A 24491-nucleotide genomic window follows, 5' to 3' on the forward strand; every position below is an offset into this window, starting at 1 on the left:
CCGCCTGGTCCTGGTGGGCCGCCCACCACTGGTACTAAGCCGACCCACAGGCTCCAGTGACCCGAAGGGGGCCCGGTGCACACGCACCGGGCCCCCTTCGGCCTGCCCACCCCCTTCCGGCAAAGCCGGGAACGGACCGTGGCCGTGCAACGCCAGGGCCACCCTGGTCGATGGCCAGGAGCACGGGATGCTCGGTGACATCCGCAGCCAGGTCCGCCGACCGTCCGCCGGGATGACGCCGGAGGCCGTGGCCGCGGTGGTGATCACCGAGCGCACCGCCGGGCGCTGCGCCGAGGCTGCCACCGAAGTATTCGCATCCGGTACGGCGGTGTACGGCGGTGTACGGCGAGGCTAGCCCGTACGGGGCCGTTCGTGCCCTGCGCGCGCAGGTGGAGGCGGCCGCCGCCGCGCCGCGGGCCTGCACAAACAGACCCGGACGCGGTCCGCAGGTACGGGCCCGCCGCCAGCCGGGTAGCGGCCGGGTCCGTACACCAGGGCCTCGGCGGGCCGGCCGTGTCAGCGGACGTGGTCCGGCCCGACGTCCGGGTGATCGGGGAGCAGGTGGCAGGGGACCCGGGCCGGTGCGACGGCCGGTTCCCGCTCCGAGGCACGCCGGGCGAAGACGCCTCGGCGGGCCGCCGCGGTGCGCCGATGATCCGGTCGCGGAGAACGGCGGCGGCGTGGGTGAGGCACGCGCGCTCCGTCCGGAGACGGATGCCTGGCGGTGGTCCGCCACCGGGCGGGGGAGGGGGAAATCGTTCGTGGGGAGGAACGGACTTCACTCCGCAGCGGGAGGTGTCGGGAAGCATGCCGCGCGACAGTGGTGGCGGTATCGACAGCCGAACCTGCTGGAGTGAACCGTGGTGAAATCCTCCCTACTTGACTGGTATCCGTGCCGAACGCGCCGTGCATCGCGGGCCCGCGCCGCGGCGGCCGCCGTACTCGTCGTACTCGGCACGGTCGCCGCCGGTGTTCCCTCGGCTGCCGCGGCGCCCGCCCCCGCGGCGCCGCTCTCCGCCGCTGAGCCCGCCTTGGCGGGCGGTGCCGCCGCCGACTCGGCGGGCCGTGCGGTGCGGGTGTCGGGGGCCGCTGGCACCGCGCTCACCGACTCCTTCCCCGGCTTCGCCGGGGACGACGTCCGTATCGAGATCGACGCCCGGGCCGCCGTGGACGGGCAACCGACAGGCACCACAGGGCACTTCCACGTCGTGCACCGCCATGTCGACGGCCGGCTCGTCGCCGACTTCGCGGGCGACATCACCTGCCTCGCCGTGGGCGGCCGGGACGCGATCGCGACCGGCGTCATCACAGGCGGCCAGGTGCCCTGGTTCCCAGGGATCCGGTTCATCGGGACGCGGGTCGCAGTCACCCTGCAGGACAACGGCAACGGCCGGGCCAGCCGGGCAGGTTGGCTCTGGGGTGCCTTCGGTGTGCCGATCTCCGACTGCCAGGGCACTGTGCCCTTCATTGCCATGACGAACGGTCGCTACACGGTTCGCGGCTGACCGTCGACCGTTCCTGCCGGGCCGACCACACGAGGGGATGGCCGGCCCGGCGGCGCGGGCCTGCCGGGGCCGCGATGCCGCACTCCGGCGATGTCGGTCGCGTCGTGCAGCGTCTCCTCGCAGGCGCCCTGTTCACAACGCGGTCGTCGGGCGCGGTGCGTTGCGTTTGTCGTAGTAGGTGGGTCGGAGTCGGCCGGTGAGTGAGAGGAATGCGACGAAGGCGCCGGTGACGGCCCAGCCGGGCCAACCGGCCAGGCCCATGGTCAGGGGGTCCAGGGTGGCGTCGGGGTCGGCGAACTCCTTGAGTGTCGCCACGCTCAGGGTGCTCGCGAAGGCGTGTGCGAACACGGCCGGCACGACCGAATCGGAGCGGAGGCGCAGCCAGGTGAAGACCGGCAGGATGAGCACGCAGCTGACGGTGAGTGCGGGTACCGCCATGTACCAGGGTCTGCCCGGGTACTGTCCGCCCATCAGGAGTGTGGGCAGGTGCCAGAGCGCGAACGCCGCGCCGGTGAGTACGTAGGCCCGGATCAGGCCGGCTGTGCCGTCGGCGCGGAGCAGGCGGGGGAAGAGGAATCCCTGCCAGCCGAGTTCCTCACCGAAGAACAGTGGCAGTGAGACCAGCATCCCGATCAGGCCCTGGAGTGCCCATTCGGCGACTCCGCCTGCGGTGAGCGTGTCGGGCCCGGCGAGAGGGTAGGCGCCTGCAAGGGTGCCGAGGGCGATCACTGCTGCGGTGAGGGCGGCGAGGACGCCGATCGGCAGCAGGCAGGCCCGAAGGGCACAGGTCAAGGGCCGGGGTAGGTGTAGTGCGAGGGCGTCCCGTACCCGTGTGCCGTCGCGTTCGACGAAGCGCACGACGAGGACGGCGGCGAGGGCCGGGGCGAACATCGCGGCTGCGATGCAGGCCTGTTCGAGCGTTCCCGGTTCCTCCCGGGCGTTGCCGCGCTGGAATCCGGTGGCGAGCAGGGGTGACATGGCTGTCCACATGCCTGCGTAGGCGAGGCCGAGATAGACGAGGAGTGCGCGTCGCCGGGTGGCGGGTGGTGCGGGTCGTAACGGGGTCGAGAGTGTCATGTCGCAGACGGTACGGACCCGAAGGGGCACCGAGGAATCCGGCCAACCACCGTATGGAGGTGGGGGTTTCCCCCCTCTCGACCCTTCCGCCCCTCGCGGCCCCGCTCGTCCGCGCGCGGCCGGTCCTCGTCGGGCCCTGCGGGCGATCAAGGCATCTGGGGCCGCCCCGGCAGCAGTCGTCCCGGCGGCGGTAGCAGTGGACGGTCAGCACGGCCGGCGTGGGTCCCGGGCGGCTGGCGACAGGTAGGAGGCTCAGAGGGCGACGGTCTGCCGGCCATGGGTTCCCACGCCGTTCGGATGTCCGTTCGTCATCCGGCGGTTGGTGAACATGACCAGCGTGTACCGGAAGACCATGAGCGCCGAAGAAGATCGAGCCGCAGGCCAAGACGAGTGACAGCCAGCGTCCGGAACCGGGGCCGCTGCCAGGCCGAGCAACATGGGTTCATGAAACACAGGGGCGATCAGGGGCTCTCTATACCTGAAGAGGTTGGCGGCGGGCGGTCGGCGTGCCGGTACCCTCGCGTCTCTGCCTTTCGGTAGAGCGGCGGATCGGCCGTGAGGCGCATGCCGCCGCGGCTTTGGGTACCGATACTGGTCACCGTGTCACGCACTCGTCTGTTCCGTCGTTCTGTCCGCGATCGTTTGCCCGAAGGGGTTCCGAGCGAGGCCGTACGCACGGCGGCGGAGACGGCCGGGGTGGTGCTCGCGAGCCTGGGCGTGTGGGCGGCGGTCGCGGGTCTCGGGCTTCTGCCTCACCCGTATCTGCAGGTGCCGGCGCTGGCCGCCGGGGCCGGGCTCTTCCCGCTGCGTCGCCGCTTCCCGGTGGCCGTGCTCCTCGTCCTCGCCGCGCTGACGGGTCTGGCGTTCTGCGCCGGGCCGGTCACGGCGGCGACCGCGTACACGGTGGCGCGGCGGACGGCCCAAGCTCGGCGGCGTACCCGGTTGCTGGCCGCGGCGGCTGCTCTGGTCGTGGCGTGCGCGATGGTGTCCGCGCCCTGGTTCGGCCCGGTACCGGCGTTGTACGGGCTGGCGCTCGGCCTCGTCCTCACGCCGATCGCCGTGATCGTCCCCGGTCTGGCCGGCACGTCGTACGGGCAGCAGCGGCGTCTGGTGCGGGCGCTGCGCGAGCGCGGGGACGCGGCGGAGCGGGCCCGCCGGTTCGCCGACAGCGAGGCCCGCATCCATGAGCGGTCCCGGATCGCCGCCGAGATGCACGATCTGGTGGGGCACCGGCTCAGTCTCATCTCGCTGCACGCCGGTGGGCTGGAGCTGGCTTTGGAGCGGTCCGACCCCGAGCTGCGCGAGGAGGCCGTCCTGGTGCGGCGTACCACCCGGGACGCGATGCGCGAGCTGCGGCAGGCCCTCGGAGTGCTCGGGCCGCTGGGCCGGGACACTGGGCCGGAGGCGCTCACCGACGCCACTGGTACCCGGGCCGACATCGAGACCCTGGTGGCGGACTCCCGGGACGGAGGGATCGCGGTGCGGCTGGACTGGACGGGGCCGGACCTCGACACCCGTCCGGCGCGGGTGCGCCGGGCGGTGCACCGGGTGGTACGGGAGGCCTTGACCAACGTGCACCGCTACGCGAGTGCGGCGCACGTCACCGTGACGGTGGTGCACGGCGACGGGACGGTGGTGGTCACCGTCCGCAACGGCGTCCCGCCCGCGTCCCGGGCTTCCGCGGGGAACGTGGGTACCGGTCGCGGTCTCACCGGCCTCAGGGAGCGGGTGGAGCTGCTGGGCGGCACTTTCGACGCCGCCCCGCTGCCGTCCGGCGGCTTCCAGGTGGCCGCGGCTGTGCCGGCCGAGCCCGGCGACGCCCCCGCCCACGAGCGGAGGGGCGCCGGCCCGTACGGTGCCGGACCGGAGGCGGATGAGGTGTCCGGCGCGGATGACACGGTCGGCGGCGAGGCAGGCGCCGAGCCCGAACGCCGGACCGCTCAGGCGCTGACGCTCGCCCTCGGACTGGTGGCGCTGAGCGTGCTGATGTCCCTCGGGACCGCCTTCGTGTACGCCACCGCGCCGCAGCCGAACGCCGGGCCGCGCCCGCTGCCCCGGGTCGGCATGACCTTCGGCGACGTGGCGGCAACGGGTGTCCTGGACAACGCGGCGGTCCGGGCCGCGGCCACCGGCCAGGAACCGCCGCGCCCCGCCGGAGCGTTGGGCTGCATCTATCCGTTCAACGGCTCCACCGGGTCCCGCCCCGGCGGCCTGATCATCGCCCGCTACTGCTTCGACGCCTCACAGCGTCTGATCGCCATCGACCGTTTCACCGTCCCGTCGGTCCAAGACGCCACACCCTGGGAGACCCCGTGACCGAACCCACCCGGCCGATCCGTGTCCTGCTCGCCGACGACGAGACGATGATTCGGCACGGAGTGCGCCTGATTCTCCGGCACGCCGACGGCATCGAGGTCGTCGCCGAGGTCCCGGACGGACGGCAGGCCGTCGAGATGGCCGCCGCACACGGCCCCGACGTGGTGCTGCTGGACATCCGGATGCCGGTGTGTGACGGGCTGGCCGCGATCGCTCCGCTGCTCGCCCTCGATCCCGCGCCGCGCGTGGTGATGCTGACCACCTTCGGCGACGACGAGAACGTCGTCCGGGCGCTGCGGGCGGGCGCCGCCGGGTTCCTACTGAAGGACGAGGGCCCGCAGGAGCTGATCAGCGCGGTACGGGCGGCCGCCGCTGGAGACGCCGTGCTCTCCCCGGGCGTGACCGGGGCGGTGATCTCCCGGATGCTGCGCGCCGATGACGCGCAGAACACCGGCGGCGCGCCCGTGGACGAGCGGATCGCCCGGCTCACCGGCCGGGAGCGGGAGGTCCTGGCGATGCTCGGCGAGGGGTTGTCGAACCAGGACATCGCCGCGCGGCTCGGCATCGGGATCGGCACGGTGAAGACCCACGTGGGCGCGATCCTGGACAAGACCGGTTCGGCGAGCCGCGTCCAGGCCGCGCTGCTGGCCCACCGGAGTGGCCTGGCCACCTGACGGAACCGCGCACCGAGCCGTCCGTGTTCGGGCCGCGACGTCGGCGAAGTTCGCGCCGTCTCCTCCCCGGGGCAGAGTTCCGCCTGATCTTCCTCTGCCCCCCGGTAGAGGGGGGTCAGGTCCCGCTGTCCTTTCGGCAGAGGTCAACTCCCGCCTGCAGCACGATGTTTCCGCAGTACAGGGCCATGAGGATGGAGGCATCACCCGGCCCGCAGAACTCCTCGCGGGCCGTCGCACGCCAGCTGGAGTATCCATGTCACAGATGTTCTCTTCCCCCAGCACAGCCCTCACGGAGCCGGCCGCCCGCGCCTCGGGCCTGACCAAGACGTACGGGAAGGGCGCGACGCGGGTCACCGCGCTGGACGCGGTGTCCGTGGAGTTCGCGCGGGGCCGGTTCACCGCCGTTATGGGCCCCTCCGGCTCCGGAAAGTCAACGCTGATGCACTGCATGGCCGGCCTGGACTCGGTGACCTCGGGATCGGCCCGGATCGGCGATGTCGAGCTGTCCGCTCTGAACGACCGGCAGCTTACCCGGCTGCGGCGGGAGAAGGTCGGGTTCGTCTTCCAGGGCTTCAACCTGCTGCCGACCTTCACCGCGCTGGAGAACATCACCCTGCCCCTGCGGCTGGCCGGACGGCAGCCCGACACCGCGTGGCTGGACACCGTCGTCACCACCGTCGGCCTCGCGGGCCGGCTCGCGCACCGCCCCACCCAGCTCTCCGGAGGCCAGCAGCAGCGCGTCGCCGTGGCCCGCGCCCTGGTCTCCCGCCCGCAGATCGTGTTCGCTGACGAGCCGACCGGTAACCTCGACTCCCGCTCCGGCGCCGAGATACTCGCCTTCCTGCGCGACTCGGTGCGGGAACTGGGCCAGACCGTGGTGATGGTCACCCACGACCCAGGCGCCGCCGCCCACGCCGACCGCGTGGTGTTCCTCGCCGACGGCCGCCTGGTGGACGAACTGCACGAGCCGACCTCCGGCGCCGTCCTGGACCGGATGCTCGCCTTCGAAGCCCAGGGCCGCGCTTCCTGACCACGTTCGCCAGCCCGCCCTTGCCCCCTCACACCCTTCGAAAGCCCAACATGCTGCGAACAGCCCTGCGCAACGCCTCCGCGCACAAGGCCCGTCTGATCATGACCGTCCTCGCGGTCTGTCTCGGAGTAGCGTTCATCTCCGGCTCACTCGTCTTCGCCGACTCCACTGCCGCCGCCTACCGCGCCTCCATGTCGAAGAACTACGCCGGCATCGCGGTCACTGTTGACCCGAAATACCCTGTGGGTCTCCCCGCCGACGATCGCATCAGCGTCCTCGACGACGCGCTCGTGGCCCGCCTGGCCGCCGTGCCCGGTGTTACCGCGGCCCGTCCTGCGGTCGACGGCTCGGTCACCCTGGCCGCCAAGGACGGCTCCCCGATACGCGCCGACAACGCGATGGGCAAGCTGGCCGCCGCCTACATCGCCGGCACCGACGGCAAGGACAGCCGCTACCCGCTGACGGCCGGCCGCGCTCCGCGCACAGACAACGAGGTGGCCCTGGACCGTGGCACCGCAGCGGCCGGCTCATACTCCCTGGGTGACACCGTCGCCCTGGCCACCGACGGCCCCGTCCTGCGGATGCGGCTGGTCGGCATCGTGTCGACCGGCGACACCCGCGTCACCTCCGGCGGCACCCTCGCGGTGTTCGACAAGGTCACCGCGCAGAAGCTGTTCGCCACCCCCGGCCGCTACACCGGGATCGACCTGTCCGCCACGCCCGGCACCGACCAGGTCGAACTCGCCCAGCGAATCGGCGCGTTGTTGCCGGCAGACCGTGCCGAGGCGACCACCGTCACCGAGCAGGCCAACCAGCAGTCGGCCTTCATCGCCACCAGGACCAACAGCTACTCCCGGCTTCCCAGGATCTTCGCCGCGGTGTCGCTCTTCATCGGCTCGTTCCTCATCATCAACACCTTCACCATGCTCATCACGCGACGCTCCCGGGAGATCGCGCTGCTCCGCGCGATCGGCGCCACCCGCCGCCAGGTGGTCGGCTCCGTGCTCGTCGAGGCAGCCCTGGTCGGCCTCGCCGCCTCTGGGGCCGGATTCGTCCTCGGGCTCGGTGTCGCCGCCCTCCTGCCCGGCATGCTCGGCAGCGTAAGCGACTCTCTGCCCCAGGGGCCGCTGGTGATCGGCCCCGCCCCGGTTCTCGCCTCCCTCGCCGTCGGCGTCGGCATCACGGTCCTCGCCGCGTGGGCTCCCTCCCGCCGCGCGGCCAGGATCGCGCCCGTCGAAGCGATGCGAACCGCCGAGCAGCCTCTTCCCGCAGCACCCTCCCGGCTCCGGGGCGCGGTCGGCGCGGCTGTGCTCCTCCTCGGCGCAGGCCTGCTGATCTCCCTGAGCGACGTGAAGGACGCTTCGGACGAGAACTTGCGGACCGCGATGCTCGGATGCGGCCTCCTCGTGACCGGCCTGATCATCCTGGCCCCGCTGCTGGCGAAGCCGGTGATCCGCTTCGCCGGTCGGCTCACTGCCCGGATCGGAGTTTTGGGTGACCTCGCGACGGACAACGCCCTGCGGGATCCCCGCCGCACCGCCGCCACCGCCGGCGCGCTGATGATCAGCACCGCGCTGGTCTCCGGACTCGCCGTCATCGACCACTCCTCCGGTCAGGCACTGGACTCCCAGGCCGCCGCCGGCCTGAGCGCCGACTACGTCATCAGCACCCGCACCACCACCACTGCCATCGACTCAGCCGCCGTCCAGCGGGTCGCCACTCTCCACGGCGTTGCGACCGCCGCCGCCGTCGCCGACTCCACCATCTCCACCGGTACCCGCGCCCGGCAGGTCTCCGGCGTCGACCCGAAGACCGTGGGGGCCGTCATGAAACTCCACTTCACCAGCGGCTCCGCCACCGGAATCGGTCCGGGCCGGATCGCCGTCTCCAGCAGTTTCGCCCGCGACAACCGGATCAGGACCGGCGGACGGATCAACGCGAGCATCGGCCCCGGCCAGGGCGAAGGTGACCGGCCCTACACCGTCGTCGGGATCTACCAGGACAACCCCACGGCCCAGGACGTCCTGGCCGACCGCGGCGACGTCCAACACCACAGCTACCTGCGCAACTCCGTCCAGCGCATCCTGGTGACCACCGACCACGGCACTGTCTCGACGGGCGTGGAGAGGCAGTTGCGCAGCGCCGTCGACAACAGCCCCCTACTGAAGGTCCAGACCCGTACCCAGCTCGTCCAGGAGCAGGCCGGCGTCGCCGGCGACCTGACCAGCATGGTTTTCGGACTGCTCGCCATCGGCGTGATCATTTCAGCACTCGGCACGATCAACACGCTTGCCATGTCGATCACCGAACGAACCCGGGAGATCGGAGTCCTGCGCGCCATCGGCATGGACCGCACCGGCATCCGCCACATGATCCGACTCGAATCGCTCACCGTCGCCGCCTACGGCACCCTGTTGGGCCTGGCCGGCGGCCTGTTCGGAGCATGGAAAATCAGCGGACTCGCCACCGGAGCCATTCCCCAGTACACGTTCTCCCTCCCTTGGGGCACCCTCACCCTCGTCATCGTCCTCTACCTCGCCGCCGGCGCCGCCGCAGCCGTGCTCCCCGCCCGTCGGGCCGCTGCGCTCAGCCCCCTGCAAGCCGTCGCCGACGCCTGACACACGTTCCCGAGACCGCGCCCGAACGTCGCACAGCCGATGCCGACCGGCTACGTAGTACTCCAGTCGCGGACGGGAGCTTCACGGCCATGGCTGCGGCGCGCGGGCTCGGTGATGCCGGCGCCAGGTGGACCAAGACCGCCTGTGCGCGCGGTCGTTGACAGACCAAACGAGCCGGCGATGCGGTGGCCCCGCTCCCCGGCGGGCCCGCGGTCGCCATCCCTCGGCGCAGGAGGCGGCACAAGAGTCCCTTTGCCCGACCGGGCACCGGGCGGCCCTTGTAGGTGAACCCGGGGGCGATGGCGGAGCAGGAGTCCGGGTGGGTGGTACGTCCTGCCCGCTTCTCACCATGTGGTTCTGCTGGAGAAGACGGTTCAGGAGAGCCAGTCGGTGTAGCGGGTGGGGGCGATGCGGGCATCGTTTCCGGCGGTGAGGACGTCGCCGTGGACGGCGGCGAACATGCCGGCGGTGTCATCGGTGACGACCGAGCGCCCGTCGCCCTTGACGGTCAGGGTGAGCCGGCCGAGTTCGTCGAGGGGGTAGACGTCGGGACCAGCGATGTTGACGACGCCGTTCAGCGGGCTGCCCGCGGCGACTTCGGCGACAGCGCCGGAGACCTCCGCAGCGGCGATCGGCTGGATCGGCGTGCGCGGCAGGCGCACGGTGTCACCTTCGGTGGTCATGGACAGGACGGCGTCCATGAACTCCATGAACTGGGTGGCGCGGACGATGGAATACGGGATCGGCCCGGCCTTGAGGATGTCCTCCTGAAGCACCTTCGCCTGGTAGTAGACCAGAGCGGGTACCTGGTCCACGCCGACGATCGAGAGAATGACGAAGTGCTCGACCCCGGCCTTCTCGCTCGCGACAAGAAGGTTGTCCATCGAAGTCCGGAAGAAGGCGAGCGAGGCGTCGTCGAAGGTCGGGGAATTCGTCAGGTTGATGACGACGTCGGCGCCCGCCAGGGCCGCCTCCAGTCCTCGGCCGGTGATGATGTCCACGCCAGTGGACAGGGAGTGCGGTACCGCTTGGTGCCCGGCCGCGTTCAGGTTCTCCACGACCCGTGAGCCGATCAGCCCGGTTCCGCCGATGACTGCGAACTTCATGGCATGCGCCTTCTTCCGATGACTGGTGTCCGATATGCGCCCTATGCAGTCCTTAACCCACGGTGAACGTGACCGTCTCGTCGAGCGGTGCCCGGCCCGTACCGGTGCAAGCCGCCGTGATGTCCTTGAACCCGTCCGGCATGTCACACGAGAGGACGAGCTCGTCCAGGTGACAGGCCCCTGCGACGGTCTTGCGATGCGCCGACCGCGCCGGCTGCCGGCGGCGGACGTAGAACTGCCGGATCTCGGACTGATCGAGGACGCCGGTTGAATTCCCGAGCGTCTCACGAACTCGAGCGGCTTGTGACGCGCAGGGCGTGCACCATCCGGCAGGTGGAGGCGGCCGAGCGGCTCGCTGGTCCTGCGGGAAGGGCTCGTCCAGCGGGGTTCTTCTGCGGATGCGCCCGGGTACCTCCACCGACTTCGTTGAGGCATTCGCCGTCGCGGTCTTCGGCGGACAGGTCGGCACCGTACCCGTGTGCTCGGACGCCGTGGGCAGCGGGGCGTTCGGCGACTTCCAGCCGCCTGCTTTCAGCTGATCGCCCGTCGTTCGTCCGGGCCGGGACCAACTGCAGCCGGGCTGTTGCGGTGTGATAGTCATGCGGCTGTGAGAGTCTTCAGGTCGAGTGTGGCAGCGACAGGACTGGCACTCGAGGCGCTTGCCAGCTCCCTGGTACAGGTGGGTTTCGCGGTCTTCGACGTCCTCGGCTGTGACCACCCCTGGGAGGAGCAGCCCTCCTGCGTCGCGGCCGGGGTTGAGCTCGGCTTCTGGCTCCTGGCCGGCGCGTTCAACTTCTGTGTCGCGCTGCTCTGGTACCGCTACGACCGCGCGCCGCGCCACAGGGTCCGGGTGCTGATGGCATGGGTGGTCCTCGTCCAGCTCGCGATAGTCCGAGCGCTGTTGGACCCGGCGGCACAGCCCGTCGGCGCCGAGTGGATCGAGGGCGCGGTCATTCTGGCCGGTTGGGCCTACATCACGGCGACAGCGCTGCTCACGCTGGTGCGCCCTGCCCCGTCGCCGACGGCCCGGATGGTGGGAGCGGCGCGTCGGGCCGGCTGATTCGCCGACCAGGGCGGGCGAGTCTGATGAGGCGTGCTTCGGTGGCTGGTTGGTTTTCTGCTGGGCTGGGGGGCGGAGCCTGCGGCACGACGACTCCCACCAGGAGCCGTCGCCGCCGTCGTCCAGCCGCTCCCACCGTCCACGCTCCCGCAGAGCCGGTCCGCGCCCACAGCCGCCGGTCGGGGCCAGGCCTGGCGGTGGGTGCTGCCGGACCTGGACCAGCGGGCACCGGCGTGATGTGCCACCGTCCCGGCGCCGTCGGGACCCGCCACGGCCACCGCCCTCGCGCCCGTGTGACACCGATCCCCGCTCGCGCGACCGGGGTTGTTGAGACGTCACCACAGGAGGGCGGCCATGGGTGTTCTACCGACGCCGACGAAGGATCCGCCGATGCCCGTGCCTTACGGCCTGCCCCCGATGACCCTGGACAGCACCTCGGGCATCGCTGCACCGGAACCGGGATGAGTCGTCATCCCCGTTTCGTACGCCGGTCGCCATGTGCGTCCGCGGCTCACCGGGCCCAATCCGGGTGCTGCACGGCCTACCGCTGTTTCCAGGCGGTGAGGAGATCGGCCTCCTGGCCGGGCGTCAGTGTCCCCGGCAGGGGCTCGAAGGGCAGGATGTCGCGGGCCGTGTCGGCGACCGGGCGGAGCTCGAGCCCGGCGGCGAGGGCAGCGCCGGGGTTGGCGGTGCTGGTGGCCCGGATCAGCGGGTTGGTGGTCCACAGTGGCAGCGCGCGGTCCTGGACGCCTGCCGCCTGGAGGAAGTCGTCGTCCGCCCATGTGAGCGTGGTGCCGGTCGGGGCGACCGCAGAGGCGACGGTGTCCAGCAGGTCACCCATGGTGAACGGCGGGGGAGTCGCGGCGTGGTAGGCGCCGGAGGCGCTCTGCTCCAGCAGTGCGAGCATCCAGGCGGCGAGGTCACGGGCGTCGACGACCTGGATCGGAGTGTCCGGCCGGCCCGGAGCCAGTACCTCGCCGCCCTGGGCAAGGCGCTGCACCCAGTAGTCGAAGCGGTGGGTGTAGTCCTGGGGACCGATCACGTACGTCGGGCGTATCAGCAGCACGTCCCGGCCGAAGGCCTCCCGTGCCGCCCGCTCGCACTGGACCTTGAGGATGCCGTAGGTCTCGGGAGTGACAGCACCGGGCTCCGGACCGTCGGCGGGGAGCAGCGGGGAGTCCTCGGCGAACGCCGGGGCGCCAGGGGCGTCGTACACGGCCATCGACGAGACCAGCAGGTAGCGTCCGGCGGCGCCGGGTTCGAGTGCGGCGGCCAAGTGCCGGATCTGACGGGGGAAGTACGCGCTGACGTCCACGGTGGCGTCCCAGCTGCGGCCGCGTAGCACGGACAGGTCCGTGTCGCGGTCGGCGGTCAGGTGCGTGGCGTTGGGGAGCAGGTGGGCACCGGACCTGCCCCGGTGCAGCACCGTGACGTCGTGCCCGGCAGCGAGCGCCGCCCGGGCGAAGTGGAATCCGACGAATCTGGTGCCGCCCATGATCAGTATGCGCATCGAGCCATCGTGCCAGTTCGGCGCGCGCCGGACCATAGGGCGGCGTGCAGGGCGGGCTTTGAGGTCCGGTGTGGCGTAGCGGTGACGCCCTACGCGGGGTGAAGTCGTCCACACCGAGTACCCGCGGCATCCGGGACGGGGGAAATGGCACGCACAGCAGTGCACGGAGGGCTGTCGAGCGGGACAGCGTCATGGCAAGGAGGCGGGACAGGCATGCCCTGCGCCCCGATAACTCCATTACTGCGGAGGGGAGTTGAGTGGACGGTCGAGCGACCTTGCGCTGGTAGCGCTGCAGGGCGCCGGGCACCTGCTCGCGGAAGGTCTGCGGTGGGCAGCCGAGCGTCGGGCGCACCAGGCGACGGATCCGTACCGATACGGGAGCGAGGCCTGCGCTTCTTCCCCGTTCTTCGGGCCGATGCGGATTTTGCCCTCTGTGGTGCGGGGTGTGGTGTCGTCAAGCGTGACCGGCAGGTTGTAGGCCCCGCCGACCAGCCCGTTCGGGCCCTCGATATCCACTTCCGTGCCCTGCGGCCCCAGGGGCGGGGTCGGCTCCATCGGCTGGCCTGTGCCCGGTGCGAGCGGGTTGCCGGCCGTGCTGGAGCTGTATGGGTCGTGGGGTGGCCGGGTAGCTCTGAGTTGGGGTGTTGCGGACCGAGTGACGGGAAGCAGGACGGGCCGTCACCGTGTTGTGGTGACGGCCCGTTGCAGTGGGGTGTTCATGCGGCCAGGCTGGTCAGGGCCTGGCGAGCGCGCTGGGTGGCGCGCTCGGCGCGGTTCTTGAGCCGCACCGCGCGGACGAGGCGGTACTCCCTGGCCTCTCGCAGGCGCTCGTCGATCGTCGCCCGGATCGCTTCGAGTTGGTAGGTCATGGTGTTCTCCCCCAGGGCCGAGTAATCCGTCGGCATCACGGTGATGCCAGTCCCGGAGGCCCTCCTTCGGTTTCAGATTATACACCAGAATGCGCACGACGCCTTTCATTTATCCCACGCTTCGGCAGAGTGCCTTCTGATCGAAGGTGTCGGGTAGTCCAGTTGGATCCGAGTTCGGCGAGGGTGAAGAGCCTGTCCGCGTCGAGCTCGGCTCAACTCGGCGGTACCGTCCTCCAGCGTCTCCAGTGGTTCCTGGGGGTCGTCAGACTCTCCACCGCCCTCGAACGCCGCCGGCCGGCCCCACTGCTGGTAGAGCTCGCTGAAGAGCCCACCCGCAGCCGCATCGTCAACGGCAGGCCCTGCAGGCGGCCACGAGCGTGTCCGAAAGATTGTGTAAGTCCGTGATGTGACACGCTGGCCGGGGCCTGTGATCTGGGCGTCGATCGGCTGGGACGGGAGATGCACTGTGAAAGTCCTGCGACCCACGCTGGCGAAGGTGCCGTGGATGCTCGCGGCGCTCGTCCTCGCGGCTGGCGTCCTGCTGGACCGTTTCGCGCCTCAGCCGTACACAGGACTCCCGCTGCTGGCAGCCGCACCGCTCATCGCGGGTGCCACGCTCTCCTTCCGCTCCGCCCTCGCCGTTGTGTGTGTCACGTGCGTGGTCTCGGTGTTGGTGGATGTCGAACGTGGGCGTCCGGCGACACCTTTGCTCGTCGATCTTGCCGTGGTCGGCTTGATCGGCGTGCTGGCTCTAGCGGTCAACCGGCTGATTGTGCGGCAAAGGCGCGATCTGGCGCTTGCCAGGGATGTCGCGGAGGGGGTCCAGCGGGCGGTGCTCCCGGAACCGCCGAGGAAGGTCGGGCCACTGGCCGTGGCTGCCGGGTATACCGCGGCGCAGGCCGAGGCGCGGATCGGCGGCGATTTCTTCGCAGTGCAGGAGACGCCGTACGGGGCGCGGATGATCATCGGCGATGTGCGGGGCAAAGGAATTGCGGCTGTCGCCGCCGTGTCGATCGCGATCGGAGTCTTCCGTCAGGAGGCCGAGTACGCTGCCACCTTGGTCACGTTGGGACAGCGGATGGACGAGGCGCTGACCAGAGAAGCAGCCCGGAGCGGCCCGCTGTCTTCCATGGAGGGCTTCATCACCGCTGTGCTGGCCGAGGTCTCCGCCGACGGCGAGGTACTGAGCCTGGTGAACCGCGGGCATCCGCCCCCGTACCTGATTCACGACGGACAACTCGTGCGGCTCGACCCGACCGTCCCACAGCTGCCCCTCGGCCTGGGGCTGGGCGATCTCACTCCTGCCGACCCCGTGCCTGCCGATGTGGTGCGGCTGCCCCCGGGGGCGTCGCTGCTGCTGGTGACCGACGGTGTCACCGAGGCGCGGGACAAGCGGGGTGCTTTCTACGATCCGGTCGCCTCAGAGTGCATGCGCAGGCGGTTCAGCGACCCCGATGCGGTGGTGGATGCCCTCACCAAAGACGTCGGCCGCTGGACCGAGGGCAAACGCGACGACGACATGGCCATCCTTGTGGTCACCCGGCGCCACCGCGCTCCCCGCGTCGCCTGATCAGGAAGCGAGCTCCCACGGTGCCGTCTCGCCACGGCTCCACTACGGGAACGATGACACTGTCCCATCACCCTCATCGGGAGTCAGTAGCTGGTGTCGAGTCTCAGACGCAGTGCACCGGCGGCACCGGGTGGTCCCGCCCGGGGCCAGAGGCCCGACCAGGTCGGCCCGAGGAACGAGCCGGGCCGGTCCGACGCGGGTGCGGCTCAACCCAGGGGTTGAGCCGCACCCGGTCCACGGTCAAACCAGGGGCCAACCCGTCGGCTGACGATCCCCAGGACGGTTCCGGGCAGGCTTGCTGCCATGAACACCACGGACTACATCGTCAACGCCATCCTCGTCCTCCTCGTCGTGCGCCAGATCCGGGGCGGCCGTCTGGACCTCACCAGCCTGCTGCTGCCGGTCGTCCTCGTCAGCGCGACCGCGCTCTACTACCTGCGGTCCGTCCCCACCGCGGGCAACGACCTCGTCCTGGAGCTCGTCCTGGCGGGGGCGGGCGCTGCGCTCGGGGCTGCGTGCGGTGTCACCACGCAGCTGCGGCGCCGCGAGGATGGTGTGTACGCCAAGGCCGGGTTCGCGGCGGCGGCGCTGTGGGTGCTGGGCATGGCCACCCGGACGGGCTTCGCCTTCGCCTCCGACCACGGGGCGGGCACCGCCATCGCGGACTTCAGCCGCAATCACCTGATCACCGGTGCCCAGGCCTGGGTGGCGGCCTTCGTGCTGATGGCTCTGTCCGAGGTGGTGGCCCGCCTGGTGGTGATCCGGTACCGCGCCCACCGGCTGAGCACCTCGACCGCTGCCCGGGTGGCCGTCGCGTGAGTTCCACGCCACCGGACCCCGGAACACCGGGCCACGGAGCTCCGAGCAGTGGGGCGCGGCGATGCGGAGCACCGGGGTTCGGAGCACCGGGCGGCGGCACCCGGCCCCGGCTCGTCCCGGGGCCGGGCGCTCCTATGCTGCGCACCATGAGCACAACGGTTCCCCTCGCCCGCGAGACAGCCACCGCCCCACCCGACGGTGCGGACACCGGCGCGGACAGCGCCAGGGTGGCCGAGGCACGGCGGCGTTCGACGGAGCGCCGGAGGCGCCAGGCCGCCCGGATGCACCAGCTCCTCCGGGTGGTCGTGGTGGTGACCGCCGCCTTCGCCTGCCAGGACCCACCGCGGCCGGGCCTGACCGGTGTACGGCTGGCCGTCACCGTCGCGCTGGCCGGATGCCTGGTGGCGCTGATCCTGGCCGCCTGGGAGCGGGGGCCGAGGAACTCCGAGGCCGGCCTGGTCGCGTTGCCCCTGTTACTGGGTGTCAGCGGCACCGTCCTGGCCGCTCTCCAGCCGGCCTCGCTGATGGTGATCCCGGTCTCCGCCGCCGTGGGGATGCTCTTCAGCCGCGTACGGGCGCGCCTGGCCTTGTGGCTCGCCGCACCGCTGACCGCGGCCGTCTCGCTCATGACCGGGGGCATCACCTCCGCGCACGTTTCGGTTCAGACGGGGCTGGCCTCCGCCCTGCTCTGCGTCGTGCTGGGGGCCTCCTGCTTCTTCGCCCGCCAGGCCGGGCTCGGCCAGGACCGCACCGAACTTCTGCTCGCCGAGCTGGAGGACTCGCGGGAGGCGGTGGCCCGCGCCGCCGCCGTCGCCGAACGCGGCCGGATCGCCCGGGAGTTGCACGACGTCCTGGCGCAGTCCCTGTCGGGGCTCGCCGTCCAGCTGGAGGGCGCGCGCAAACTCGCCGAGCGCGACCGGGTCGACCCGGTGCTGCATCGGTTGATCGTGCGCAGCGGGGAGTTGACCCGGGAGGGGCTCTCGGACGCTCGGCAGGCCGTGGCCGCGCTGCGTGGTGACGATCTGCCCATGGTGGGCCGGCTCAACGCGCTGGTCGAGCGGTGCCGTCGGGACCTCGCCATGCCGATCGCACTCTCGGTGAGCGGGCAGCCGCAGCGCGCGCTGACCGCCGAGGAGAACCTCGCCCTGTACCGGGGTGCGCAGGAGGCGTTGACCAACGCTGCCCGCTACGCGGCAGGGGCCCCCACGGCGGTGGTGCTCCGGTACACCCCGCGGGTGACCGTGCTGACCGTCTCGGACCAGGGCGCGACGGCCACCGCGGCCACGGGCAGCAGCGGCGTCGGGGCCGCGTCCGGGCCCGGCACGCCGTCCGCGGATGCCTGGACGGGAGGCGGCAACGGTCTGCGCGGCATGCGCGAGAGAATCGAACGAGTCGGCGGGCGTACCCACGCCGGCCCCACCGCGCAGGGGTGGACCGTGAAGATGGAGATACCGGTGTGAACGATTCCGCAGCCCCGATCAGGGTCCTGGTCGCGGACGACCAGCGGGTGACCAGGGAGGGCCTGATGCTGCTGGTCGGCCTCAACGCGGGCATGGAGGTGGTGGGCGGGGCGGCCGACGGGGAGCAGGCCGTGCTGCTCGCCCTCGAACTCCGGCCCGACGTGGTGCTGATGGACCTGGTCATGCCCGGCACGGACGGGATCGCCGCCACCGAGGCGCTACGCCGCCAGGCCCCGGAGATCGGTGTGCTGGTCCTGACCACGTACGCCGACGACGCGTCGGTGTTCCCCGCGCTGCGCGCCGGTGCCAAGGGCTACCTGACGAAGGACGCGGGCGCGGACCAGATCGAGGAGGCGATCCGGGCCGTGCGCGCTGGCCGGATCTGGATGGATGCCGTGGTGCAGCAGCGGCTGGTCGAGGCGGTCACCGGTGGCCTGCCACCCGGTCCCGGTGCGGGCGTGGACGGCGACCCGTCCATTCCGCCGTCCGGTCGGGCGGCGAGCGCGGCGGAGGCGCTTTTGGACGGGCTGACCGCCCGTGAGGCGGAGGTGCTCGGGCTGATCGCGCAGGGGCTGTCCAATGCGGAGATCGGCGAGCGCCTGTTCCTGGGCCGCGCCACCGTGAAGACGCACGTCAACCGGATCTTCGCCAAGACAGGCGTGCGCGACCGGGCCCAGGCCGTGCGCTACGCCTACCGCGCCGGCCTGGTGCAGTGAGCGGCCCGCCGTTCGGCCGCCGGTGCGTGGGCACAGGTGCGATGGGGGAGCCGCACCAGCTGTCCGCCGTCGGGCCCGTCGGGAAGCAGGGCCCGGACCTCTCCCACCGGGAGGTCGGGGCCCTGCCGCACCAGTACGTGCCCGGTTCAGTGCCGGCCGCTGTTCCGGCAGACCGGCCTCGTGGCCGAAGCGTCAAAGGTGCAGCCTCGCCAGCTCCGCCGCCGCCAGTGTGAGTCCGGCCGCCGCAGCCGAGTCGCGGATGGAGGCCGGTCGGCGTGCGCCCGGGATCGGGACCACCACCGGCGACTGCGCCAGGTGCCAGGCCAGGCAGACCTGTTGCGGGCTGACACCATGAACGCGGGCGAGGGCGTGGAAGGGCGTGTCCGGCGCCGGCACGGTGGTCCCCGGATCGTCGACGGCGCTGGGTGAGATCCCGCCGAGCGGGCTCCACGGCAGGAATGCCAGGCCGAGCTCGGTGCACAGGTCGAGGGTGTCCCGGGTGGACGGATGCGCCGGGGAGAAGCGGTTCTGCACCGAGACCAGACGTGGGCCGAGGATCTCCCGCGCCGTGCGGATCTGGTCACGGTCCACGTTGGAGAGGCCGACCATCCGGATCGTCCCGGCATCGGCCAGGTCCCGCAGCGCGCCGACCGAGTCGGCGAAGGGGACGGCCGGGTCCGGCTTGTGCAGCTGGTAGAGGCCGATCGCCTCCACGCCGAGCCGGGCCGCCGAGGCCTCGGCCGCGCGGCGCAGGTGGTCCGGGTCGCCGTTGACCGTCCACGATCCGTCGCCGGGCCGGCCCCGGCCACCCTTGGTCGCCACCAGGACGTCGTCCGAGCCACTGCCGTAGGCGGCCAGCGCGCGGGCGATCAGCCGTTCGTTGTGGCCGAGTTCGTCCGCGTGCCAGTGGTAGGAGTCGGCGGTGTCGATCAGTCGTACGCCCGCGTCCAGCGCGGCGTGGATCACGGCGACCGCCTGCTCCTCGTGCGGGCGTCCTTCGACGGAGAGGGGCATCGCGCCAAGGCCGATGGTTCCCACCACGACGCCGCCGACGGTGCGGGCGGCGGCGTGCGCAGCCGGATTCCGCCTCGTCACCGGGCCTCCTTGAGGACGAGTGGCAGCCAGTCGGCGATCGACGAGAACCGGAAGCCCAGGTGGGCCGCCCGGCCGGTGTCCATCGCGTAGCAGCGATCGAAGGAGAACGGTGAGACGGGATCGTCCGTCCCGCCGACCAGCGCCGGCTCCATGCCGACCGCGCGGCCGACCGCCGCGCACAACTCGCGTGCGTCCAGCGTCCCGTGCGACGCCGCGTTGACGGGACCGGTGAAGTCCGCCGCTGCGGCCCAGGCCAGGAAGCGGGCGATCTCCGCTTCGTGGACGAAGGACGCGGGCTGCGGCGCGGCGTGGACGACTACCGGCAGGCCGTGCCCGATCCGCTCGACATAGTGGGCGAGCCGCCCGGTGAAGTCGCCGCCGCCGAGGACGTGTGCGGTACGGACGGCGGCGACGTCGAAGGACGCCTCCCGGGTGAGCAGTGCCTCCGCCTGGCGCTTGCCCTCGCCGTAGTGGTCGGCCCGGAACCGCTGGTCCTCCCAGGGGAGTTCAAGGTCCACCTGCCACGCCGACGGATCGACGGCCTCCTCCGGGATGGCCGCCCCGCCCGGTCGGCCGAGCTCGGCGTAGACCTCGACCGTGGAGGTCAGCACGTAGCGCCGGGTGCGATCGGCGAAGACCCGGGTGGCGATGGCCGCTTGGAGCGGCGTGTAGCAGACCTGGTCGACCACGACATCGAAGCACCGGTCGGCGAGCGCGGTGCGCAGCGCGGCTTCGTCGTCGCGGTCGGCGCGCAGATGGGTCACGCCGTGCGGCGGGGGTGATGAACCTCGGTTGACGACGGTCACCGCCGCGCCCGTGTCCCGCAGTTCCTCGATCAGCCGTCGTCCGAAGTAGCGGCTTCCGCCGATCACGCACACGTCCATGTCGTGGCCTCCTCTCTTCACCCGCGCCTCTGGGCGCTCTTGGCCCGGCGCCGACACTCTCCCCCAGTCTTGGCGGCTGGGAGGTGCCCCCGCTGTGGTACTCGCTGCGCTCGCTCGTCGCTCGTCGCTCGTCGCTCGTCGCTTTCGGTACCGGCGCGCCCTTCGGCTCGGGCAGTCCGTGTCTTGGTGTCCCGGCGATCAGTCTGCTCGGCTGTGACCAACAGCGGTAGTGTCCATCGTGACACCTCGTCATTAGGAGAACTGTTGATCGACGTCCAGCGGCTGGCCGTGCTGCGCGAGGTCGCTCGCCACGGCAGCTTCAACCAGGCAGCTCTGGCGCTGCACTGCACACCCTCGGCCGTCTCGCAGCAGATCGCCGCGCTGGAGCGAAGCCTCGGTACGCCCGTGGTCGAACGTTCCACCCGCGGCGTCACGCTGACGGACGCGGGCCGCCTGCTGGCGGAGGCCGCAGACGTGATCGCCGCCGAACTGGCCGACACCCGGCAGCGCATCGACCGACTGACCGCCGAACGGACCGCACTCACCGTCGCCACCTTCGCCAGCGCGGGCCGGCGGTTGCTACCCGCCGCCCTGGCCGGATTCGCCGCCGACCACCCGGAGGTGGAGCTGACGATCCTGGAAGCGGAGCCGGAGGAGAGCCTGCCCGCCGTCCGCGAGGGGCGGGCCGACCTCGCCCTCGCCTACCACTTCGACGGCCCGCCGCCCGCCCGGCCCGGCGACCGATCCGGCCTGGACTGGATATCCCTCGGCACGGACCCACTGCGGGTCGTGCTGCCGCGCCGCCACCCGGCCGCGACCCGCTACCGGGCCCGGCCCGAGCCACCGCATCTGGCCGAACTCACCGACCAGCGCTGGATCCTGGGCTGCCGCAAGTCCGCCGCCCAGCTCGCCCGCCACGCCGAACTGGCCCGCGTCGAGCTGCGGATCTCGTGCACCGCGACGGACTACGACTTCGCCCAGTCACTCGTCCGCGCAGGCATCGGCATCGCACTGATCCCCGAGATCGGCCTGACCCGGCACCCGGAGCTGGTCGCGCTCCCGCTGGCCGAGCCGAGCCCGCGCCGCCACCTGGGCCTGGCCCTCTCCCGCCGCCGTCGCGGCCCCGCCGCTCGACTGGCCGAGGAGCTGGCATCTCGACTCGTCGACCAGGCAGAGGCGTCGGCCGGTCCGGCCTCGTAGGCCGCGCCCTTGACCTCGCCGGGCAGAGCCTTGCCGCACCGGGCGGCGAGCCCCCGCTGGCGCCGGTACTCCTCCAGCGGCTCGCCGGGGTGCACCGCGTCCCGGTATCGGCGCGGCGCGATGTCGAGGGCGAGCATCGGCCGGCCCGCGGTGCGGGCGAGTGCGAGGCGCAAGGTGAGGACGATCTGCTCGAAGTCGATCCCGGTGGAGCGGGCCGTACGGGCAGGGGATCCCTGGAGTTCCGGCAGCGAAGGACACCATCCCGGCCGACCCGGCCGTGGCGCCCGTTACCAGCGGCGACCCGCTGTCGGGACAGCCTTGGTTTCGCCCATGACCTGGGCCTGACCCGGCCGAACCGCCGGATTGACGGGCGCCGATCCACGCCCGGTCGGCCGCCTCCGGCAGCCCGGGTAGGAGGAACGGCGATCGGCGAGGGGGCGGGCCACAGCGTCCCACCCCCTCGTACGTCCCCGGCCGACGTCCGGCGCCTACTGGTCAGTCCACCTGTACGACCCACGGCTCCGGGCCGCGGGTCGTACGGGTGCCGGATCGGCGCGGCGGGCCCGTGCTGCACCAGGGCCTCGATCCGGGCTGCCCCGGAGGACGCCGGTGGGCATCTCTGTGGTGGCCGGGCTCGCCTTGGCGGCCAGCCGGAGGTTCGCCACCGCCCCGCGCACCCCGCGTGCGAGGCCTACCGGATTCATTCGGCGTGCGTCAGTGTGCGACCGGCCCGAACGGCGCCGAGCCGTCGGAGACCTCGGGCGCTCCGGTGTCATCGCCGCCGTGGGGGGCGACTCCGGCAGTGTGGTTGCCGGCACCGCCGTTGAGGTCGCGATGCACCACCGACGCGAGCGCCTGGATCGTGTCGATCCCGTACTCCTCGGTGGCGTTGTCCTGGCTCAGGACCGCCATCCGGTAGTCCTTGTCCGCGCTGGTGAAGATGCCCAGGCTGTGCACCCGCCAGCCGTGGGTCGCCCGCGGCAGCCAGCCGTTCTTCACGTGCACGGAGACCGTGGCCGGTGCTCCGAAGGGGGTGCCCCAGCGCTGGTCGGCCTCCACCTGGCTCATCAGCTTCAGGGCGTACGCCTTCCCCGCGGGGGTGAGCACGTTCGGGTTGTCGGTGAAGACGTCCAGCATCTTCAGCTCGTCGGCTGCGGTGATCTGCGTAAGACCCCAGTAGCCGTCGGCGCCGAGCTGGGTGTCCTTCATCCCGGCCAGTTGCAGGAAAGCCTGGAGGCTGGGCATGCCCAGGCTCTTCCACAGATTGGTGGCCGCGGTGTTGTCGGACGCCGTGATCATCTGCTGGAGGTTCTGGTCCTCCCAGTCGGTCAGGTACCGGTGGTTCTCGTCCTCGGCACGGCGCAGCACGGCGCCCATGATGGTCGCCTTGACGACGCTCGCCGAGTCGAAGTGCACAGTGGCGTGGTCGGCGCAGGACACACCGGTCTTGGCGTCCGATATCGCGAAGGCCACGGAGTCCTTACGGCCCGCCAGGGCGCTTGCGATGTCCTTGGACAGACGGGCTGCCAGCTGGGGGTCGTGCGCGGAGGTGCAGTACTTCGGGGTACTCCGCGTGGGGCGGGGCGCCGCCTGTGCGGCGGTGGGTACGGCGGACACCAGCAGCGCCGCTGCAGCGCCCGCGGCCAGCCGGGCGAGCGGGCGGCGTATGCGGAGGTGATGGAAGGCTGTCATCAGGAAGGAATCCTTTCGGGAGACGGGCGGAGCCGTCCCAGGAACGAGGTAGAGCGATCCGGTGCCAGGGGCCACCGCGCGCCGTCGGAGGTCGCGGTCCCCCAGCCGTGTGTTGTGTTTCGAGATCACGCGGCCGGTGGCTCGCGTGCCCGGTCGTTTGAGCCCGGTGTCAGGGCATGACAGGCGAAGGGCGCCATCTCGCGTTGGAGACCGTACGGCTCGCTGGTCCGTGATGACCTGAGCCGACCTGACCGCATCAGGTCAACTCGCCGACGGAAAGGGCTTCTTCAAGCTCTCTTCGTCGGAAGTGCGAGGCGGCAGGGGCCGCCCGGGACATGGCACCGACGCCTTGCCCGCCACTGGCCCAGGGGGTTTAATCCAGCGTCTGCGACAGCCGATTGAGAGACAGCCCAACTTCCGCCGCAACGGCAAGAGTTGATCCTGTCAGGAACATGCATCGGTCCACGTTGGCCCCCCAGGTCTGCAACGGCCTCCACCGTATCGGTAGCGAACTCGCTGCACACAGGCGCCCTATCCGCTATCGGCCCGGTCTCCAAGCTCGCTCAGGGCCGACTCGCCGACCGCAAGCAGTGTTCCCCGCGGTCCGATCCTGCTCACGGAAGGGCCGGCGGTCGTGCGCGGCGACTTCAACCAGGGATGGATGGACGCGAGCCGGGGCCGTAGGCGCCCGCCTGGCCGGGCGGGCCGAGCAGGCCCGCTCCCACCCACGGCGGCGGATCCCCGCGCGGGATGACCACAAGCCCGCCGATCCCGCCCCGGACCCGACCAGACACTTGGCCCGGGTACTCACCCTGCTGCGCCCGGCAGTCGAGCAGCACCTGCCGCGGTAGCGCCCGGCTCGCGGCAGCCAGGCGGGCCGGGTGATTCCGGCCATGGATATATCGGGGCCATGGGATATATCGGGAGGAAGAGGGCCAGGGCCGGGGTGATCCGGGCAGGACAAGGGGCGGGACAAGGGTCTGGTCAAGACGTTGGTCAAGGGGGTGTGCACCGTCGATCGCGCCTGGGTGCACCCCTCCGGGTGCCGGGGCCGACCACCGTGCCGCCTGCGCCTCTCTACTGACGGGAGGCCACCCCGTTGCCAATCACCGCACCACCCGTGCTCGGGCTTCCGGGGCCGCTGGAGCCGGACCCCGGCCGTGACGGCCGCGACGCCGTGGCTTTGCCCGCGAGGTTGAAGCCGAAGCGCAAAGCCGGTCCGCCCACTGGGGGCGGGGCGGTGATCTGGGGGCTGATCGAGCTCGGCCTGGACGCCGCTGCCATCACGCT

At 71.6% G+C, this 24491-nt stretch carries 20 protein-coding genes; 13 read left to right on the forward strand and 7 right to left on the reverse strand.

The genetic code is table 11. From position 1 onward, the window contains the following. Positions 1-187: 187 nt before the first annotated feature. Together ACZ5ON_RS32715 and ACZ5ON_RS32720 are read left to right on the forward strand one after the other, a co-directional pair. The gene (locus ACZ5ON_RS32715) at positions 188-355 is read left to right on the forward strand and encodes a hypothetical protein (protein ID WP_465600294.1); all 168 of its coding nucleotides are present in this window, start codon (positions 188-190) and stop codon (positions 353-355) included. 505 nt (positions 356-860) lie between these two features. Continuing rightward, positions 861-1505, forward strand: coding sequence for a hypothetical protein (locus ACZ5ON_RS32720; protein WP_465600296.1), 645 nt, complete (start codon positions 861-863; stop codon positions 1503-1505). Positions 1506-1637: 132 nt separating this feature from the next. Here ACZ5ON_RS32720 and ACZ5ON_RS32725 read toward each other — a convergent pair whose 3' ends face one another. Further along, positions 1638-2582 (reverse strand): CPBP family intramembrane glutamic endopeptidase, encoded by a 945-nt coding sequence (locus ACZ5ON_RS32725; RefSeq protein WP_465600298.1) that lies wholly within the window; start codon positions 2580-2582, stop codon positions 1638-1640. Positions 2583-3278: 696 nt separating this feature from the next. Between ACZ5ON_RS32725 and ACZ5ON_RS32730 the strand changes: the two genes are divergently transcribed. From ACZ5ON_RS32730 to ACZ5ON_RS32745, 4 genes are all read left to right on the forward strand, one after another. Further along, positions 3279-4898 (forward strand): sensor histidine kinase, encoded by a 1620-nt coding sequence (locus ACZ5ON_RS32730; protein ID WP_465600301.1) that lies wholly within the window; start codon positions 3279-3281, stop codon positions 4896-4898. Then, positions 4895-5572 carry a response regulator gene (locus tag ACZ5ON_RS32735; RefSeq protein WP_465600304.1) on the forward strand — a complete coding sequence of 226 codons (678 nt, stop codon included), beginning with the start codon at positions 4895-4897 and terminating at the stop codon, positions 5570-5572. Before ACZ5ON_RS32730 ends, ACZ5ON_RS32735 begins: the two co-directional genes overlap by 4 nt. Positions 5573-5825: 253 nt before the next feature. Next, on the forward strand, positions 5826-6602 hold the full coding sequence (locus ACZ5ON_RS32740; RefSeq protein WP_465600307.1) for an ABC transporter ATP-binding protein: 777 nt from the start codon (positions 5826-5828) through the stop codon (positions 6600-6602). Between the two features lie 50 nt (positions 6603-6652). Continuing rightward, positions 6653-9220: an ABC transporter permease gene (locus tag ACZ5ON_RS32745; protein ID WP_465600309.1), complete on the forward strand. Its 2568-nt coding sequence runs from the start codon at positions 6653-6655 to the stop codon at positions 9218-9220. Positions 9221-9594: 374 nt separating this feature from the next. Here the strand turns inward: ACZ5ON_RS32745 and ACZ5ON_RS32750 are convergent, their stop codons facing one another. After that, positions 9595-10326, reverse strand: coding sequence for an SDR family oxidoreductase (locus tag ACZ5ON_RS32750; protein ID WP_465600312.1), 732 nt, complete (start codon positions 10324-10326; stop codon positions 9595-9597). Positions 10327-10724: 398 nt separating this feature from the next. Between ACZ5ON_RS32750 and ACZ5ON_RS32755 the strand changes: the two genes are divergently transcribed. Both ACZ5ON_RS32755 and ACZ5ON_RS32760 read left to right on the forward strand, forming a co-directional pair. After that, a complete protein-coding gene (locus ACZ5ON_RS32755) occupies positions 10725-10865 on the forward strand; it encodes a hypothetical protein (RefSeq protein ID WP_465600315.1) in 141 nt (46 codons plus the stop codon). A gap of 89 nt (positions 10866-10954) precedes the next feature. After that, entirely contained in the window at positions 10955-11386 is a 432-nt protein-coding gene (locus ACZ5ON_RS32760) for a hypothetical protein (RefSeq protein ID WP_465600317.1), read from the forward strand. 541 nt (positions 11387-11927) lie between these two features. Here the strand turns inward: ACZ5ON_RS32760 and ACZ5ON_RS32765 are convergent. After that, complete coding sequence (locus ACZ5ON_RS32765) at positions 11928-12896, reverse strand: NAD-dependent epimerase/dehydratase family protein (protein ID WP_465600320.1); 969 nt, start codon at positions 12894-12896, stop codon at positions 11928-11930. A 716-nt stretch (positions 12897-13612) separates the two neighbouring features. Beyond that, the gene (locus ACZ5ON_RS32770) at positions 13613-13765 is read right to left on the reverse strand and encodes a hypothetical protein (RefSeq protein WP_427395814.1); all 153 of its coding nucleotides are present in this window, start codon (positions 13763-13765) and stop codon (positions 13613-13615) included. 505 nt (positions 13766-14270) lie between these two features. On the opposite strand from ACZ5ON_RS32770, the gene ACZ5ON_RS32775 reads away from it, so the two are divergent. The 4 genes from ACZ5ON_RS32775 to ACZ5ON_RS32790 all read left to right on the forward strand — a co-directional run bounded on the left by ACZ5ON_RS32775 (position 14271) and on the right by ACZ5ON_RS32790 (position 18330). Further along, positions 14271-15335 (forward strand): PP2C family protein-serine/threonine phosphatase, encoded by a 1065-nt coding sequence (locus ACZ5ON_RS32775; RefSeq protein ID WP_465600322.1) that lies wholly within the window; start codon positions 14271-14273, stop codon positions 15333-15335. A 303-nt stretch (positions 15336-15638) separates the two neighbouring features. Continuing rightward, positions 15639-16154 carry a hypothetical protein gene (locus ACZ5ON_RS32780; RefSeq protein ID WP_465600325.1) on the forward strand — a complete coding sequence of 172 codons (516 nt, stop codon included), beginning with the start codon at positions 15639-15641 and terminating at the stop codon, positions 16152-16154. 146 nt (positions 16155-16300) lie between these two features. Next, complete coding sequence (locus ACZ5ON_RS32785) at positions 16301-17614, forward strand: sensor histidine kinase (RefSeq protein WP_465600328.1); 1314 nt, start codon at positions 16301-16303, stop codon at positions 17612-17614. Beyond that, on the forward strand, positions 17611-18330 hold the full coding sequence (locus ACZ5ON_RS32790) for a response regulator (protein WP_465600330.1): 720 nt from the start codon (positions 17611-17613) through the stop codon (positions 18328-18330). The genes ACZ5ON_RS32785 and ACZ5ON_RS32790 overlap by 4 nt, the downstream gene beginning before the upstream one ends. 192 nt (positions 18331-18522) lie before the next feature. Here ACZ5ON_RS32790 and ACZ5ON_RS32795 read toward each other — a convergent pair whose 3' ends face one another. Then, positions 18523-19425 (reverse strand): aldo/keto reductase, encoded by a 903-nt coding sequence (locus tag ACZ5ON_RS32795; RefSeq protein ID WP_465600332.1) that lies wholly within the window; start codon positions 19423-19425, stop codon positions 18523-18525. Then, a complete protein-coding gene (locus tag ACZ5ON_RS32800; RefSeq protein WP_465600335.1) occupies positions 19422-20309 on the reverse strand; it encodes an NAD-dependent epimerase/dehydratase family protein in 888 nt (295 codons plus the stop codon). The genes ACZ5ON_RS32795 and ACZ5ON_RS32800 overlap by 4 nt, the downstream gene beginning before the upstream one ends. A gap of 264 nt (positions 20310-20573) precedes the next feature. On the opposite strand from ACZ5ON_RS32800, the gene ACZ5ON_RS32805 reads away from it, so the two are divergent. Next, on the forward strand, positions 20574-21509 hold the full coding sequence (locus ACZ5ON_RS32805; RefSeq protein ID WP_465600338.1) for a LysR family transcriptional regulator: 936 nt from the start codon (positions 20574-20576) through the stop codon (positions 21507-21509). Positions 21510-22223: 714 nt separating this feature from the next. Here ACZ5ON_RS32805 and ACZ5ON_RS32810 read toward each other — a convergent pair. Then, the gene (locus ACZ5ON_RS32810; RefSeq protein ID WP_465600340.1) at positions 22224-23201 is read right to left on the reverse strand and encodes a serine hydrolase; all 978 of its coding nucleotides are present in this window, start codon (positions 23199-23201) and stop codon (positions 22224-22226) included. Positions 23202-24491 lie beyond the last annotated feature (1290 nt).

This window comes from Kitasatospora sp. NPDC032150 (assembly GCF_055579945.1).